The sequence below is a fragment of the Paraburkholderia sejongensis genome (genome assembly GCF_020880815.1).
Taxonomy (GTDB): domain Bacteria; phylum Pseudomonadota; class Gammaproteobacteria; order Burkholderiales; family Burkholderiaceae; genus Paraburkholderia; species Paraburkholderia sejongensis.
On record NZ_JAJITD010000004.1, the window covers coordinates 462,561 to 479,202 of the forward strand.

Sequence of the window (16,642 nt, forward strand, 5' to 3'; positions counted from 1 at the left end):
AGGGGCCGGCGTCAGTCGCGGGGCGGCCCGAAGTCGGGCTCGCCCAGTGCCGGGGTGCTCAGCAAATAGATGCCCGTGTTGCCGAAGGCCCAGATCAGCTTGCGGTCCCATTCGATAAACACGTTTTCCATCGGGGTTGCGTAAGAGTGCGGATCGGCCAGATCGCCGGCCATGCGCGGCACGAAATACGCGGCGATGCTCGCGCGGGCCGGGTCGCGGATGTCGAACACCTGGATGCCGGCGTTCATGAACGGGTAAATGGCGATGCCCGGATGCGCGCGGCCCGGCTGGAAGTAGTAGCCCGGGCGCTTGGGGCCGAACTTGCCGCGGCGCAGTGCGAAATCCGCATACGGCGCGTCGGCGGGCGGCATCGGCCGCGGCAGCACGCCGATGATGGCGGGGTGCGCGGGCTCCTTCACGTCGATCACGAAGATGTCCTTGTACGGCTCGTAGCCGTCCTCGTTCATCGGATAGCCGTTGACGAGCACGATGCCCAGCTCGGCGGCGCGCGACGCATCGACGTTGTCGCCCTCGACGCCGCCGACGTTCAGCGGCAGATCGAGACTGCCGACGGTGACCGGATTGGCGGGGTCGGCGAGATCGATCACGTGAAAGCCGAGTCCGCCCATCACCGCGTAGCCGTAGCGGCCGCCTTGTTCGAGCGGCGGATTGACCGCGATCGGCATGCGCGCGCCGAGCCATGACGTGCGATTGCCGTGCTGACGCAACCGGCGATACGCATCGTCCTCGCCGAGCCGCTGGCCCGGCACCCACCACGCGGAGACGAGGCGCGGTTGGGTCGGATCTTCGAGGTCGTAGATCAATTGGCCCGGCGAATAGACGTAGTTCGGATACTCCTGATTGACGAAGGTGTTGTCCGGCGCCGCGGCGATGAATGCGTAGCGGCCGCCGTGATAGGTCGGCACGTCGAGCGCGCCGGAGCCCTGTTGCACGCGAGCGTGCGGATGCAGCGCATCGGTGCTGACTTCCGCCAGCAGATGCCATTCGGTCGGACTCGTCAGTTCGAACACGCGAAAGCCGCGGAACATCGGCTTCGCAATCAGTTCGGCAACCCGCTCCGGCTCCGCGTATTTGCCGCCGTCGCCCATCACGTTGAGGCCGCGCGGCACTTCGGCCGACTGCAGCATCAGCCACTTGCCGAGTTTCGCGTTGAACGCGATGGTCGACGCGCCGAACGTTTCGCCCGGCGCGAACTTTCGGTCCACCAGTACCTTCAGTTCGCGCGGGTCGGTGATGTCGTAGATGTTCAGGCGCGTCTTGAAGTAGTTGTACATATAGCGCCGGCCATCCCAGTCGATGATCTGCTGCCAGCAGACCGACGGACTGACGACGATCGGCCAATGCGCGTGCACCGTCATGTTGTGGCGATACTCGCGGTCCTCCAGATAGTCGAGGCTGTCGGCGAGCGGGCGCGCATGGGGATAAAACGGTGCGGCATCGGGATGAATGAATTGTCCGGTCGACGCGTCGATCCCATAGTTCGACGGGGATACGTGCGACGGCTCGCGGGCGCCTCGAACATCGGCGGGTTCGAACATGGTGCTGCCTCCTCCATCAAGCTTGCGGAGCTTCAGCAGGGAATGCGGGCTGACGCTTCGAGGTAGGGTACGGCGAAGGATTTATGCAATCGATTGCATTATTAACAGCCGAAATTTGACTGTCAATTTATTTCGCCGGCCTGCGCGGCGCTGCTGAAAATGCCTCAATCGCTTGCTGGGCGGGCCTTCGACGGTCCTGCTATAAGCACAAGGAAAGTAGCTATAAACAAAGGTGGTTCGGGGTTTTCCCGGGGAGCCCCATGGTTGGGCGGTGCTGTGCGGGCGCGCATCGACAACAAGTGCTTGACGCTAACTTTATCGCTGGCTAGCATGCAATCGATTGCAAAACAAATTGCGGAGACGACATGGTCGCGCACGGTTTGGTCGGCGATGAACGGTCCCTGACGGATACGGTCATCAAAGCGTTCGAAGATACCCAGGACCCGCGTCTGAAGACGCTGATGGCGGCGCTCGTCAGGCATGCGCATGCGTTCGTGCGCGAGGTGGACCTGAGCGAGCGCGAACTCGAGGCGGCGCTCGATTTCCTGGTGAGGATCGGCCAGTCGACGCATGACAGCCATAACGAAGCGGTGCTCGCGGCGGACGTGCTGGGGATTTCGACGCTCGTTTCGCTGCGCTGCAATCCGGCCGCGCAGGGCCAGACGGCGGCGGCGTTGCTGGGCCCGTTCTGGCGTGCCGACGCGCCGCTGTGCGAGCCCGGCGCCGACATTGCGCGCGCGCCGATCGACGCCGAGCCGCTGTTCGTCGCCGGTCGCGTGCTGGATCCGGCGGGACAGCCGCTTGCCGGCGCGCTGGTCGACGTGTGGCAGGCCTCGCCCGATGGCCTCTACGAAAATCAGGATGACGGGCAGCCCGACATGAATCTGCGCGGCAGGTTCGTCACGGACGACGCGGGCCGGTTCCGCTTTCGCACGGTGCGGCCGCGCGGTTATCCGGTGCCCACGGACGGCCCGGTCGGCGAGCTGCTCGCCGCGCAGCGGCGTCATCCGTACCGGCCCGCGCATCTGCATTTCATGGTGTCGCGCGACGGCAGCAAAACGCTGATCACGCAGATCTTCGCGGACGACGCCGAGTATCTCGACAGCGACGTGGTGTTCGGCGCGACCGGGAGCACCGTCGGCCGGCTCGTCCGGCATCCGGCTGAAGCGGACCTGCCCGCGCGCTACACGCTCGATTACGACTTCGTGCTGCAAGCCGGCACGCGCACTTTTCCGAAACCGCCCATCAAGTGAGCACGGCAATCCGATGAACACGTCAACCCACGCATCCTCCTCAAGCACTCCTCTGCACGGCCAGGTGGCCGTCGTCCTCGGCGGCAACGGCGGCATCGGCGTCGCCGCCGCGCGGCATCTCGCGGCGGCCGGCGCGACGATCGCGCTGGTGACGTTCCGGCACGACGCGAGTGCCGATCAGGTGCTGCAGGCGTTGCCCGGCAGCGGCCACAAGATTTTCCAGGCAGACCTGACCGATAGCGCATCGCTGACCCGGCTCGCGTCGGCTGTCGCCGCCGAGTGGCAGCGCGCCGACATCCTCGTGAATGCCGCCGGCAAGACCTACGCGGTGCCGCACGCCGATCTGGACGGCCTGAGCGACGCGATGATCGACGAGATCTTCGCGATCAACTATCGCGGCGCGTTCGCCGCGGTGCGCGCGTTCGCGCCGCTGCTGCGCGAGGGCGACGGCGGTCTGGTGGTCAACGTGTCGTCGATCGCGGCGAGTACCGCGGTCGGCAGCAATATCGCTTATTGCTCGGCGAAGGCCGCGCTCGACACGATGACCCGCGCGCTCGGCCGCGCGCTCGCGCCGCAAATTCGCGTGCTCGGCGTGAGTCCGGGCGTCGTCGATACCGGCTTCGTGCCGGGGCGCAGCGCCGATTTCAACCAGCAGGTCGGCGCGCGCACGCCGCTCGGACGGATCGGCAGTCCTGACGATGTCGCCGCCGCGATCGAGGCATGCGCGACGCGGCTGCGTTTTTCGACCGGCGTGACCATCGTGGTCGACGGCGGCCGGCAGCTGTGATGCTGCAATCCGCGGACTGCGCACTCGAAAATTACTTTTGAAGGAACACGCTGCATGAAGGCATTGAAACTGTACCGGGCGGTCGACACCGTCGACGCGCTGCAACTCGAATTGGCCGAGTGCGCGCCGCCGGCGCTGGAGCGCGGCCAACTGCTGATCGAAGTGCACAGCGCCGCGGTCAATCCGAGCGACGTGAAGGCCGCGTTGGGTCTGATGCCGCACGCGGTGTGGCCGCGCGTGCCGGGTCGCGACTACGCCGGCACCGTGCTGGAGGGCCCCGCGGAGTGGATCGGCAAGCAGGTGTGGGGCAGCGGCGGCGAGCTGGGAATCCGGCGCAACGGCAGCCACGCGCGGAATCTGGTGGTCGACGAAGCCGGCGTGCGCGAAAAGCCCGCCGCGGTGCCGCTGCTCGAAGCCGGCGCAGTCGGCGTGCCGTTCGTTACCGCATACGAGGGCTTGCGCCGCGCGGGGCTGTCCGGCGACACGCGCAGCGTGCTGGTGCTCGGCGCCAACGGCAAGGTCGGGCAAGCGGCGATCCAGCTCGCGAGCGCCCAGGCAGTGAAAGTGATCGCGGTCACTCGCAACGGCGAAGCGTATCAGGGGCATGCGAACGGCGAGGTCGAAGTGATCGATGCCAGCACCATGCCGGTGGCGGAGCGCGTGCGCGAGTGCACCGACGGCCGCGGCGCGGACATCGTGTTCAACACGGTCGGCAGTCCGTATTTCGAGGCGGGCAATGCGTCGATGGCCAAGGGCGCGACCCAGGTGTTCATTTCGACGCTCGAGCGCAGCGTGCCGTTCGATATTTTCACGTTCTACCGCGGCCAGCACACGTATGTCGGTATCGACACGCTCGCGCTCGATCATGTCGAATGCGCGGCGATCTTCGACGCGTTGTCCGACGGTTTTGCCCGAGAAGTGCTGCGGCCGTTCCCGGTCAAGCCGGGCTTCGTCTATCCGCTTGCGCAGGCGCACGACGCTTATCGTCAGGTCGCGGCGGGCGCGCGCGAGCGGGTTGTGCTGACGCCATGAAGGTGATCCGTTACACGCAGATGCCGCGTTACGAGGCGGCCCATCACGACGGCATGCATTGTCGCCGCGTGCAGGGCTACGAGGTTTCGCCCGCGCAACTGGGCTGGCAAGGTCTGTCGTGGCTGCTGCCAGGCGGGCGGACCTCGCTGGCCAGCTCGACGGTGGAAAAACTCTATCTGGTGCTGGCGGGCGAGGTGACGATCGGCGACGGCAGCGAAGAAGCGGTGCTGCGCCCGTACGACAGTTGTTATCTGGCGCCCGGCGAGTCGCGGCAGTTGCGCAACGATAGCGCGCTGCCCGCCGCGATCCTGTTGACGATGCCCTACGAAGCGAGGGTTTTGCCTGACGAATGACGGTGCCGGGAAGGTCGCAGAAGATAGCTCAACGAATCTTTATCCGGAGGTAGCTGTGACGAAAAACACGCGAACAAGGTATCTCAAGCTGGTGCTGCTCGGCGCCGTGCTGGCCGCCGCCCAGGCGAGCGCGCAAGTGAAGATCGGTTTTCTCGGCACGCTGTCGGGTCCGGGCGGCGCGCTCGGGCAGGATCAATACGACGGCTTCATGCTGGCGCTCGCGCAAAAGGACAACAAGCTGGGCGGCGTGCCGGTTCAGGTCGTCAAGGCCGACGACCGGCTCAGTCCGGACCTCGCGGTGCAGGCGGCGCGCAAGCTGATCGAGGACGACAAGGTCTCGATCATCACCGGCATGACCTACGGTAATGTGATGATGGCGGCGGCCAAGCCGATCACGTCGGCCGGCGTCGTGCTGCTCAGCTCGAATGCGAGCCCGGCGCCGCTGGCCGGCGGCGGCTGTACGCCGCTGATGTTCTCGGTTTCATCGGGCACGATGGACCAGATCAACGAGTCGGGCGGCCAGTTGACGCAAGACCTCGGCTACAAGCGCGTCTATGTAATGGCACCGAACTATCAGGCTGGCCGCGACGCGGTCGAGGGCTTCAAGCACACATACCGGCAACAGCCGGTCGACGAAGTCTATACGCCGCTGAATCAGCTCGATTTCTCCGCGGAAATCGCGCAATTGCAAGCGGCCAATCCGGACGCGGTCTATGTGTTCTATCCGGGCGGGCAGGCGGTCAACTTCATCAAGCAATACCGCCAGGCCGGTCTGCTGGGCAAGCTGCCGCTGATTTCGGTGGCGACGGTCGACGGCACCACGTTGCCGGCGTTGCGCGACACAGCGGTCGGCGCGATCACCGCGTCCGCGTACTCGCCCGACCTGGACAATCCGCAGAACCGCCAATTCGTCGCCGCGTTCAAGGAGAAGTACGGACGCATTCCGTCGATGTACGCGGCCGCATCGTACGACGCCGCGCAACTGCTCGATGTCGCAATGCGCAAGGTGGGTGGCAACGTTACGGACAAGAACGCGTTGCGCGCGGCGCTGAAGACGGCGGATTTCAAATCGGTACGCGGCAATTTCAAGTTCGATACCAACCAGTTCGGTCTGGTCGACTTCTATCGCGTCGACGTCGTCAAAAACGCAGCGGGCGCCGAGTTGGCGACCCGCTCGAAGATCAAGGTCGACTATCGCAGTCGCGACGCCGGCCAGTGTTCGATGAAGTAAGCAGCCGGGTAGGCCGCATTCACGCAGCCTCCGTCAATACACCGAAGTTTCTTTTTTCTCTAGCGAGTCGCGATTCATGAATCGGAAAACCATCCACGTGATTGCCTTGTCGGGCAGCCTGCGCAAAGCCTCGACCAATACCGCGCTGTTGCGCGCCGCGCGCGAGCTCGCGCCGGACGGCATGGAGCTGGAAATCGTCGAGCTCGGCGATCTGCCGTTCTTCAACGAAGATGTCGAGAAGGCCGGCGTACCGGCCGCGGTGACCGCGTTGAGCGAGAAAATTCGCCGGGCCGACGCGGTGCTGCTCGCGACCCCCGAATATAACTTTTCGTTTTCAGGGGTCCTGAAAAATGCGCTGGACTGGCTCTCGCGTCCGAGCAGCGGAGCTCCGCTCGCCGGCAAGCCGGCGGGCATCGTCGGCGCCGGCGCGGGCTTCGGCACGGCGCGCGCGCAAGCGCAGTTGCGGCTGGTTTGCCAGGCGCTCGACATGGTCACGCTGAACAAACCCGAGGTGCTGGTTACGCAAACCTGGTCGCGTTTCGATGCGCAAGGTCGATTGACCGATGCGCCCACGCGCGACGTTCTGACCGCATTCATGGCTCGCTTCGGCGACTGGATCGAACTGCAGACGCGCGCGGAACAACAACTGAAGGAGGTCGTGGCATGACGCATCAACGCAGCTATATCAAGCGCGATAACGCGCAGGCACGCGCCTATTCGCCGGCGGTCGTCACGCAGGGCGGCCGCATCGTGTGGCTGGCCGGACAGACCGTGGTCGCGGATCGCGAAGGTCGCTCGCTGGCCGGCAATTTCGAAGGCCAGGTGCGCGAAATCTTCGCGCTGCTCGCCGCCACGCTGGAGCAGGCCGGCGGCACGCTGGCGAGTCTGGTGACGATGACCGTGTCGATCACCGATGCGCGCTTCGGCGATGCGTTCACGCAAATCCGCAAAGAGATCTTCGGCGACAACTTTCCGGCCAGCGCGCTGATCACCGTCGCGGGGCTCGCGAAACCGGAAATGCTGGTGGAAATCCAGGGTATCGCGGTGGTCGATTGACCCAGCGGCACACCGGATGGCGCCCGGGTTGACCAGGCGGCATCCGGGCGAGCAGGAGTAAGCCGCTCGTATTGCACCGGGGATAAAATACGGCCTCACGTTTATAACAGGCGCTGCCGGGAATTGGTTGCATGTCCACCACGAAGATCACGTTGCGCGATCTGGCGAAGCGACTTGGGGTCCACCCTTCGACAGTGTCGCGCGCCATCAATCCGAAAACCCGCCAACTGGTCGGCGACAAAGTCGCGGCGCAGGTGCTGGCCGCGGTGCAGGAACTCGGCTACCGGCCGAACAGCATCGCCGCTTCTTTGCGCACCAAACGCTCGAATCTGATCGGCGTGCTGTTGCCGGACATCACCAATCCGATGTTCCCGCTGATCCTGCTTGGAATCGAGGAAGCATTGGGGCCGGCCGGCTACACCGCGCTGGTGGTCAATGCCGGCAGCGGTTACGCGAAGCAGCAGCATATCGTCGAGCAGATGCAGGGGCGCCAGATCGATGGATTGATCGTGGCCTCGGTCGAACGCGACGATCCGCTGATTTCCTATTGCATCGCGCAGGATCTGCCGGTCGTCACGGTCAATCGTTCGGAAGAGCGGGGGCGGGTGTCGTGCGTGGTGAACGACGACGTGCTCAGTATCCGGCTCGCGGTCGATCATCTGGTGGCGCTCGGTCATACGCGGATTGGTCATGTGGTCGGGCCGCTCAATGTGTCGACCAGCTATCACCGCCATCTCGGCTTCCAGACTGCGTTGATCGCGCAGGGGCTGCCGTTCGACGAACGGATGGAAGTTGAAAGCAGCGCGTATACGCGCGAGGCCGGGGTGCTCGCATGCGAGGCGTTGCTGACTCAATTCGACGACGTAACCGCGGTGATCGCCGGCAACGATCTGATCGCGATCGGCTGTCTCGATGTGTTTCATCGGCGCGGCATCGCGTGTCCGGCCGATATCTCGCTCGTCGGTCACAACGATACGCCGCTGACTGACGTGATCGATCCGCCGCTGACGACGGTTCGCATCAAGCAGCGCGAGCTTGGTTTTCAGTCGGCGAGGATTCTGCTGAACACGATCGACGAGGGCGAGAGCGAGCCGCTCGAAGTGCGCCTGAAACCGGAACTCGTCGTGCGCGGGTCCACCGCCGCGCCGCGCCGGCTCGCGCCGAAAAAAACCGGCGCCGGCAGAAAGAAAAAGGCCTGATCGATCGGTGCGGCCCGCGGTAAGCAGCCCGCGTGCACGCGCAGCCGCTGCTTTATCGATGCCATGGCGCGCCGCACACGCATAGTGCGCGCGAATTCAATTCATCAGATGCCGGCGCGAGGCACGGGCCCACGCCGGCCTTTGCGAGGCTTGCATGACTTCAATTCCAGTATCGACCGATATTGCGCGCCAGCGGCCGGAGCAGCAGGGCGGTTCTTCGCTCGCGGATGGACTTAAGCCGCTGACGCTGCTGTGTTTCGAAGGGGCGTTCAATCTGCCGGTTTGGATCGCGCAGCGGCGCGCGCTGTTCGAACAGCACGGCGTGACGGTGACGATGGACTACACCAAAGGCTCCGTCGATATGATCAACCGCTTGCAGAACGGCAGCGCGCAACTGGCGTTGACCAGCATCGACAATGTGTTCGCGTACACGCGCGGCCACGGCGAAACCGACGACGGCCGGATGCACGATCTGACCGCCTTCATGGGCGGCGATGCGGGCTTTCTCGCGCTGGTCGCGCGGCCCGGTCTCGCGTCGATCGACGCGTTGCGCGGGCGAACGTTGTCGGTCGATGCGATGACGACCGGCTTCGCGTTCGTGTTGCGCGACATGCTCGCGCAACACGCGGTCGCGCAGGACGAGGTCACGTTCGTCGCGGCCGGCGGCACCGGCAACCGCTATCGCGAACTGATCGCGGGACGGCACGACGCGACCCTCGTGCGCTCGCCGTTCGACACGCTGGCGCGGCAACAAGGCTTCGTGCCGCTGCGCCAGTCGCGCGATCACTATCCGGCCTATCTCGGGACCGTCGGCGCGGTCCGTCGAACGTGGGCGGACGCGAACCCGGACGCGTTGCAGGGCTTTTTGCTCGGCTATCGCCGTGCGCTGAACTGGATCTTCGATCCGGCTAATCGTCAGGAGTGCATGGCGGTATTGACGACCGAGTTTGCCGGTCTAGAACCCGCCGCGGCGAGCGCGGTGTACGACGAGTTGACCGACCCTGCGCACGGTTTGATTCGCGATATGGAGATGCCCGAAGCCGCCGCGCGCCAGGTGCTGCAATTGCGGGACCGCTATACGTCGTTCGCGAGCGGCGGCGAACTGCCGCCCTGCATCGATCTGCAGTACTTGCGACGTGCTCGCGAGCATGCCGCGTGGGAGGGTGTCGAATAAGCGCCGAATAAGCGTGCCAAAGATCTGAATGACAGCGGAGCGGCGGAATCGCCGCTCCGTTTCCTTTCTCGTCGTAAAAGTAAAAGCCTAGAAGTAATGCCGCAAGCCGAGCCGGAACGATGCCTGGCGGCTGGTCGCGGACGGCGTGAGGCCGTCGATGGAAGCGACCGCGGGTTGATTGAGAGAGTCGGTGCCGCCGGCGGTCTGGAACACCGCGACGCCATAGAGCACGGTGCGTTTGGACAGCGCGTAAGCGGCGCCGGCCGAGTACTGGTTGTAGTTCGCGGTGTCGCCGTAGTTGGCCCGTTTCAGATGCGTGTAGTTGTACGCCGCGCCCAGGCGCAGTGCCGGCGTGACCTGGTATTGAAGATTGACTTCGGGGCTGTCGAATACCGCATTGCCGCTGTAGTTGTACGGGTTCGGGCCCGACGTCGCGGTATCGCCGAGGTCGTCGAATCGGGTATGCGTATAGTTGACGCCGAGCGTGAAGCTGCCGATGTCGTAAGTCGTGGCCGCGCCGAAGATTTGCATCGTGTGAGCCGACGCGAACCCCGCATAGACCGGGTTGTACTGAGCCGCCGTCGCGCTGCCCGCGAAGCCCATGTTGTTGCCGGTGGGGCTGGTGGATGAATTCGGATTCGTGCCGAAGTACGACAGATTCGGATTACGCGCATTCACGTACGCGGTGCCGAACGCGAACGGTCCGTTCACGTAGTTCATGCCGACCGACCAGAACTGATTGCGCCCGGTCGCTCCGGCGATGCCGCCGAGGCTATACATGCCGCCGAACGTGAAGCCGCTGAATTTCGGGCTGGTGTACTTGATCGCGTTATTCAGGCGACGCGAATCGGCCAGATTGTCGAGGTCGTCGGGGCGCGCGCCCATCACGCCGCTCAATTGACCGGTGGCCGCATAGCTTTGCACGAAGTCGCGCAGAGAATCGTACTGGCGGCCGAGCGTCAGCGTGCCGGGCGCGCCGGACATGCCGACAAACGCCTGGCGACCGAACATCGCGCCGCCCTGGCCGAGCGAGCCGTTGTTGAAGTTGATGCCCGATTCCAGCTGGAAGATCGCCTTCCAGCCGCCGCCGAGGTCTTCCGCGCCTTTCAGGCCCCAGCGGCTGCCGCTGAGCCCGCCGAGGCCGCCGTCGAGCATCGCCACCTGGGAGCCGCCGACCGGCGGCCGGCCGGCGGGCTTCGAGGTCTGCACGTTGGTGGTGTAGTTCACGCCAGCGTCGATCAGACCGTACAGCGTGACGTTGCTTTGCGCGCGCGCCATCCCCGCAACCGCGCACGTTCCCGCCACTGCGACCAGCAACTTCTTCATGAGGTCTCTCCAATTCGTGATCGACACGCGACGGAGGCTGTCGGGCGACGTCGCGCTGCCTATCTGTATTTCTTCTATGTATGTCGACCGCTAAGCCGGCTTCCTGATAACGACAGCTTTGCGGTCGACTGCTCAATTGCAGATTGCCGGTTCCGGTTGCAGTGCGTTACTCGTACATGCCGGAGAGACCGTAATGCAATCGATTGCAAAATAAGTTGACGATATTTGTCCGTCAAGTCATTTCGGATGGAATTGGTAGAAACGTCGATATAACCGGCGAATCCTGTTGATTAAGACAGGTGGCTTGTGAGGACGCGTTGGGGTACGCCGCAATCGTTGCGAAAATATTTTTGCAATCGTTTGTTTTACGCTATTCGACGCAAGGCCGGAGCAGCGGCGTACTACGCGTGACGGGAAAAGCGCTGCCCGAGTTCGCGCAGCCACGTCAGGAAGACAGCGATCGCCGGGTCGTCGCGCCGTGCGTCGCGGACGTAGCTGCAGTAGCGCCATGCCGGCAACGCGGGGCCGTCGAACGGAAACACCAGCCGGCCTTCTTCGACATCGAGCGCCACCAGCGCGGTCGGACCCATCGCAATGCCGAGACCGTCGATCGCCGCTTGCAGCGTCAGATAGAAATGATCCAGTTGCTGGGAGTGGCGTGGGACCAGCCCAGCGTGCCCACTCGCCGCCAGCCATTCGGTCCATAGGCCGGGATAGGTCGCCGTGTGCAGCAGCGTGTGCTGCGCGAGGTCAGCCACCGCGCGGATCGGATGAGATTCGAACACCTTGGGCGAGCACACCGGCAGCCGCACTTCCGATAAAAATTCGGATACCTGATAGCCCGCCGATTTCTGCTCGCTGCCGCGAATCGCGACGTCGCAGGTGTCGCCGAGTTTTTCGATCGGTTCGTCCGACGTGGTCAAGCGGACCTCGATCGCGGGATTGGTGAACTGGAAGTTGGACAGTTGCGGCAAGAGCCAGCGCAGTGCGAACGTGGTCGGTGCGTTGACCCTCACGATCTGTTGGCGGGTAGTGCGAAGCTGCTCGTTGGTGGCGAGCGCGATGCGATCGAACGCCGCCGATATTTCGGCCAGGTACGCGCGCCCCGACACCGTCAGCACGACCCTGCGGCCGCGCCGTTCAAACAGCTTGAGCCCCAGCCATGCTTCCAGTTGCGCCACCTGCCGGCTGACGGCGCCGTGCGTGACGCACAACTCGTCGGCCGCAGCCGAGAAACTCTCGACCCGGGCCGCGGCTTCGAACACGCGCAGCGCGTTCAGCGGTGGCAGGCGACGTGCCATAAAGCCAATTCCTATGTGATTTTTCCTGACAAGGCTGATGAGTATATATCTTTTCGGGTTGGCTGGGCTCTCTATAGTGAGCCCGGTCGCAGCAGAGCCGTTGCCGGATCTGTTTGATTAATTCACCAGGAATGTATCGAATGTCGAATGTCGTCGTGGTTGGCGCGCAATGGGGTGATGAGGGCAAAGGCCGGATCGTGGATTGGCTGGCTGAGAAGGCGGACATCGTCGCCCGCTATAACGGCGGCCACAATGCCGGGCACACGCTGGTCGTCGACGGCCGGACTTACAAGCTCGCGCTGCTGCCGAGCGGAGTCGTGCGCGGCAAGCTCGGCGTGATTGGTAACGGTGTCGCGCTCGACCCCGAGGCGCTGCTGGCGGAGATCGGCCGGATGGCGGCGCTCGGCGTTCATGTGACGCCCGACGTGCTGCGCATCGCCGAGACCGCGACGCTCGTGCTGCCGGTCCATCGCGCGATCGATGCCGCCCAGGAACGCCTGCGCGCGAAGCCGCTCGGCACTACGCTGCGCGGCATTGGGCCGGCTTACGAAGACAAGGTTGGCCGCCGTGGTTTGCGGGTTTGCGACCTTGCCGAGCCGGAACTGCTCGCCGCGAAGCTCGACGTGCTGCTCGAACACCACAACGCATGGTTGCGCGGTTTGGGTCTGGAGCCTTTCCAGCGTGAGCCGATGCTGAGCGACCTGCTGGCGATGGCGCCGAAAATCCTGCCGTTCAAAGCGCGCGTCTGGCAACTGCTCGACGATGCGCATTCGTCGGGTAAGCGCGTGGTCTTCGAAGGCTCGCAAGCGGTGATGCTCGACGTCGATTGGGGCAGCTATCCGTACGTGACGTCGTCGAGCACCATTGCCGCCGGCGCGGCTAGCGGCGCGGGCATCGCCGCGTCGAAGTTGGGCCGGGTGCTCGGCGTCAGCAAGGTCTACGCGACGCGGGTCGGCGAAGGTCCGTTCACGTCGGAAGTGGATGGCGCGCTCGGCGACCTGCTCAGGCAGCGTGGCGGCGAGTACGGCGTCAATACCGGGCGGCCGCGGCGCTGCGGTTGGCTGGACACCGTGCAGTTGCGCCAGAGCAGCAAGGTCGCAGGCATCGATCTGCTCGCGCTGACCAAGCTCGACGTGCTCGACGGATTCGATTCGGTGTATCTGTGCGTGGGTTACGAGCTCGATGGCGAGCGCATCGACTACATGCCGGCCAGCGATGCCGAACAGCAGCGTCTGCAACCCGTGCTCAGGCGCTTCGACGGTTGGCAACGCACGACGCGCGGCGTCCGTTCATATAGTGAGCTGCCGCCTCAGGCCGCGGCGCTGATCGAAGCAATTGAGCAGGAAGTCGGTATCGCGGTGGCAATGGTTACCACCGGTCCCGAGCGCGACGACGCGATTGTTTTGCGCCCGCCCTTCGAAGACGCGGACGGCCGAAAAGTCTGACGAAGCGCGTGCTGGCAGGCGTGACCGAGGTTTTCGGCGCCGACTCGCGGGGTTCGCGGCGATGTGAGTTCGCCGCGAAAAACCGTGCGCGGCACAGCCCTTGCGACACTCATGATCAAGCAGACGAAACCCGTCTGTGTCCATTTCAACCCGATCATGGAGGGACGGATCATGAGCAAGCTGACCAGCACGTTAATCGCAGTCGCCGCACTCACGCTGTCGGGTGGCGCATTTGCACAGTCCGCGGGAGGCGGGAACGGCACAGGTGGCGGGGCGGCCGGCAGCACGGCTAGCCCGACGAACCAGGTGAACGGTGCGCCCGGCGGCGCTGCGGCAGGCGGCTACGGCACACCGGGCAATACCGGTGCGGATAGCGGGATGTCTACTCGGGCGCCGAATTCGGGGCTGCCGAGTATGAACAGCAATACCAAGTCCGACGACAGCGCGCCCAAGAGCAATAACACGCTGGCGACGCCGAGCGTGAAGTCGCCGGCGGGGCAATAGGGCGGTTGAAGGCGCTGGCGAACGGGCGCGGATGAGGTCCGCGGGTTTCTCGTTCGTTATTGGGTGAATGAAAAGGCTGCCGTCCGGTGGGACGGTGGCCTTTTTTGTTGTCATAAATCAAATTTAGCTCAGATAAGGTAAAAATTAGTCTGTGTCTGATGGATGTGATGGTGGGTAGTTTCGATACTGTCGGCAGTTCGTTAACGGCAGGTTCGTATGCTCAAGCCATTGCAGGGCCGCACTTTGGAGATTGCCGGGGGCGCTCTGCCTACGTGGGGCGGTGCGCCGGTGCTGGCTGCGCTGCGGCTGCGCGGGACTGAGGCGTTAGGGAAGCTTTATCGGTACTCGCTCGATGTGGCGACCGTTGAGAGCCCGACGCTCACGCGGTGGCAGGCACAGGAACTGGTCGTGCCGGACAGGCTGATTGGGACCGTTGTCGATATCTCGATTGGTTTTTCGGATAACGGATCGATTGGCCTGGCGGGTCGGCTGGAACGCGGCGATGCAAAGGATGCCGGCGCCACCAGCCGGACGGTTTCGGGCCTTATAACTGGCGTCAGACATCTCGGTACTGATGACCGGCGCGGGTATTACCGCTTCATCGTGCGGCCCTGGCTGTGGCTGGCGACAAAGAACCGGGACAGCAGGATCTTCCAGAATTCCACCGTCGTCGAGATCACTGATCGAATATTGTGCGAGCGCTATCCGTATCCGGTCGTGAGAGAACTGGGTGGCCCCGGTTCCAGAGAGCCTTTTCCGAACCGCGATTACGTGCGGCAGATGTGGGAGTCCGACTTTGAATTCCTCACGCGTATCTGGCGGGAATGGGGCATCTACTACCTGTTCGACGGGATGAACCTCGTGCTGTGCGATTGTCCCGGCTCGCACAAACGGCATCGCAATGTGTATGACCGCATCCGGTATCGCGCGCCCGATAGCCGGCACGTCGATGAAGAGCATATCTACAGGCTGAGGGTCTCGCGGCAGATCACGACCGGTAAGGTCAGTCTGAATGACTACGACTACACGCGCTACGGTGAGTGGTTCGACGGTGAATTCGCCGGCCATAGCGGATCGGCTCACGACAACATCGGGCAGTTCGGATGGGGAGATTACTCACAACCCCTCGCGGGGGCGGAGGGGTTATCGGGCAAACCCAACAAGCAGCAGAGCGAAGCGCGATACCTCGCGAGCGTGCGCGTCGATGCGATGCGCTGCCGTGGATTGCGTCTGACCGGTCGCGGCAACCTGCGGGGGTTGACTACAGGAAAGACGTTCTGGCTCGAAGATCATCCGCAGCCGACCGTCAATGCGGAATATCTGGTGGTGGTAACTACGCTCGATATCCGCAATGCGCTGCAGCGTTCGGAGTCGGGTGACTCTGGAGCAGGCGATAGCGGGACTGGCGACGAACCGCGCCAGTGCGTGACCCGCTTCGTGCTGCAACCGGCCAATACGTTCTTCAGGAACCGTCCGAAAAAGAAGGCGCACTGTCCGAACGAAACGGCCGTCGTGGTCGGCCCCGAGAACAAACGGATCTGGGTCGACGGATATGCACGTGTGAAGGTCCGTTTCCTCTGGGACCGGCTCAACCCGAAAAACGACAGCGCCAGCTGCTGGCTACGCGTGTCCTCGCCGTGGCAGGGCAACGGGTTCGGTGCGATCCACCTGCCGCGCACGGGCCAGGAGGTCACAGTCAGTTACCACGAAGGCGATCCGGACAAGCCATACGTGGCCGACCGGATGGTTAATGTATGGAACCAGCCGCCGTGGAAGCTGCCGGCGAACCAGGCACTGTCAGGCGTTCTCAGCTGCGAGCTCGATCGGGGCTTCGATGGCCAGACCAATCACCTCTCGCTCGACGACACCCCCGGCCGCCTTCAGGCCCAACTGGCCAGCGATCACGCGCAGTCCCGGCTCGTACTCGGCTACAACACGCGGATCGTGCGTGAAGCGGGCCGCCAGCAGGCGCGCGGCATCGGCTGGGAACTGGCGACCCACGCATGGGGTGTCGCGCGGGCCAACCGGGGCATGCTGATCACCACCGAGTCGCGCGACGGCGCGAACGCGCCCGCGAAAGACATGGGGGAGACGGTGGCGCGGCTGACTCAGGCGCGCGATATCCATGAAGGCCTGGCAGGGCTTGCGCGGCAGTATGAAGCGCAGGAGGAGCAGACCAGTCAGAGCGATGTGTCGAAGGCGATCAGGACGCAGAACGATTCGATACGTGGAGGCGCTACCGTGCGCGCAGCCGCGGCGACCGGCGAGCAGCCCTTTCCCGAACTGAAACGGCCGGACCTGGTGCTGGCCAGTGCCGCGGGTGTCAGTGTGACGGCGGCAGAAAGCATGCATCTGGCGAGCGTCGAACATGTCGCCGTCACGGCGGGCGGCCACGTCAGCATTGCGGCCGTGAAATCGCTAC

The 16,642-nt window shown here is 64.2% G+C and carries 15 protein-coding genes; 12 read left to right on the plus strand and 3 right to left on the minus strand.

Going from position 1 to position 16,642, the window contains the following annotated elements; all coding sequences use genetic code 11:
* Positions 1-11: 11 nt before the first annotated feature.
* The gene (locus tag LJ656_RS10795; protein WP_230509390.1) at positions 12-1,559 is read right to left on the minus strand and encodes an LVIVD repeat-containing protein; all 1,548 of its coding nucleotides are present in this window, start codon (positions 1,557-1,559) and stop codon (positions 12-14) included.
* 365 nt (positions 1,560-1,924) lie between these two features.
* Between LJ656_RS10795 and LJ656_RS10800 the strand changes: the two genes are divergently transcribed.
* The 9 genes from LJ656_RS10800 (at position 1,925) to LJ656_RS10840 (ending at position 9,644) form a co-directional block, all read left to right on the plus strand.
* Complete coding sequence (locus LJ656_RS10800) at positions 1,925-2,812, plus strand: dioxygenase family protein (RefSeq protein ID WP_230509391.1); 888 nt, start codon at positions 1,925-1,927, stop codon at positions 2,810-2,812.
* A gap of 13 nt (positions 2,813-2,825) precedes the next feature.
* Complete coding sequence (locus tag LJ656_RS10805; RefSeq protein ID WP_230509392.1) at positions 2,826-3,599, plus strand: SDR family NAD(P)-dependent oxidoreductase; 774 nt, start codon at positions 2,826-2,828, stop codon at positions 3,597-3,599.
* Between the two features lie 54 nt (positions 3,600-3,653).
* Complete coding sequence (locus LJ656_RS10810; protein ID WP_230509393.1) at positions 3,654-4,631, plus strand: quinone oxidoreductase family protein; 978 nt, start codon at positions 3,654-3,656, stop codon at positions 4,629-4,631.
* Complete coding sequence (locus LJ656_RS10815) at positions 4,628-4,984, plus strand: cupin domain-containing protein (RefSeq protein ID WP_230509394.1); 357 nt, start codon at positions 4,628-4,630, stop codon at positions 4,982-4,984. Before LJ656_RS10810 ends, LJ656_RS10815 begins: the two co-directional genes overlap by 4 nt.
* A 55-nt stretch (positions 4,985-5,039) precedes the next feature.
* On the plus strand, positions 5,040-6,215 hold the full coding sequence (locus LJ656_RS10820) for an ABC transporter substrate-binding protein (protein WP_230509395.1): 1,176 nt from the start codon (positions 5,040-5,042) through the stop codon (positions 6,213-6,215).
* Between the two features lie 76 nt (positions 6,216-6,291).
* Positions 6,292-6,882, plus strand: a complete 591-nt coding sequence (locus tag LJ656_RS10825; protein WP_230509396.1) for an NADPH-dependent FMN reductase — start codon at positions 6,292-6,294, stop codon at positions 6,880-6,882.
* Positions 6,879-7,271: a RidA family protein gene (locus LJ656_RS10830; RefSeq protein WP_230509397.1), complete on the plus strand. Its 393-nt coding sequence runs from the start codon at positions 6,879-6,881 to the stop codon at positions 7,269-7,271. The genes LJ656_RS10825 and LJ656_RS10830 overlap by 4 nt, the downstream gene beginning before the upstream one ends.
* Before the next feature lie 131 nt (positions 7,272-7,402).
* Entirely contained in the window at positions 7,403-8,470 is a 1,068-nt protein-coding gene (locus tag LJ656_RS10835) for a LacI family DNA-binding transcriptional regulator (RefSeq protein ID WP_230509398.1), read from the plus strand.
* 154 nt (positions 8,471-8,624) lie between these two features.
* Complete coding sequence (locus LJ656_RS10840; RefSeq protein WP_230509399.1) at positions 8,625-9,644, plus strand: ABC transporter substrate-binding protein; 1,020 nt, start codon at positions 8,625-8,627, stop codon at positions 9,642-9,644.
* Between the two features lie 87 nt (positions 9,645-9,731).
* Here LJ656_RS10840 and LJ656_RS10845 read toward each other — a convergent pair whose 3' ends face one another.
* A complete protein-coding gene (locus LJ656_RS10845; RefSeq protein WP_230509400.1) occupies positions 9,732-10,970 on the minus strand; it encodes a porin in 1,239 nt (412 codons plus the stop codon).
* Between the two features lie 401 nt (positions 10,971-11,371).
* Positions 11,372-12,271 (minus strand): transcriptional regulator GcvA, encoded by a 900-nt coding sequence (gene gcvA / locus LJ656_RS10850; RefSeq protein WP_230509401.1) that lies wholly within the window; start codon positions 12,269-12,271, stop codon positions 11,372-11,374.
* A gap of 140 nt (positions 12,272-12,411) precedes the next feature.
* Between gcvA and LJ656_RS10855 the strand changes: the two genes are divergently transcribed.
* From LJ656_RS10855 to LJ656_RS10865, 3 genes are all read left to right on the plus strand, one after another.
* On the plus strand, positions 12,412-13,716 hold the full coding sequence (locus LJ656_RS10855) for an adenylosuccinate synthase (protein WP_230509402.1): 1,305 nt from the start codon (positions 12,412-12,414) through the stop codon (positions 13,714-13,716).
* 171 nt (positions 13,717-13,887) lie between these two features.
* Positions 13,888-14,220: a hypothetical protein gene (locus tag LJ656_RS10860; RefSeq protein WP_230509432.1), complete on the plus strand. Its 333-nt coding sequence runs from the start codon at positions 13,888-13,890 to the stop codon at positions 14,218-14,220.
* A 216-nt stretch (positions 14,221-14,436) separates the two neighbouring features.
* The coding region (locus LJ656_RS10865; protein WP_230509403.1) for a type VI secretion system Vgr family protein at positions 14,437-16,642 on the plus strand (2,206 nt) is incomplete at its 3' end.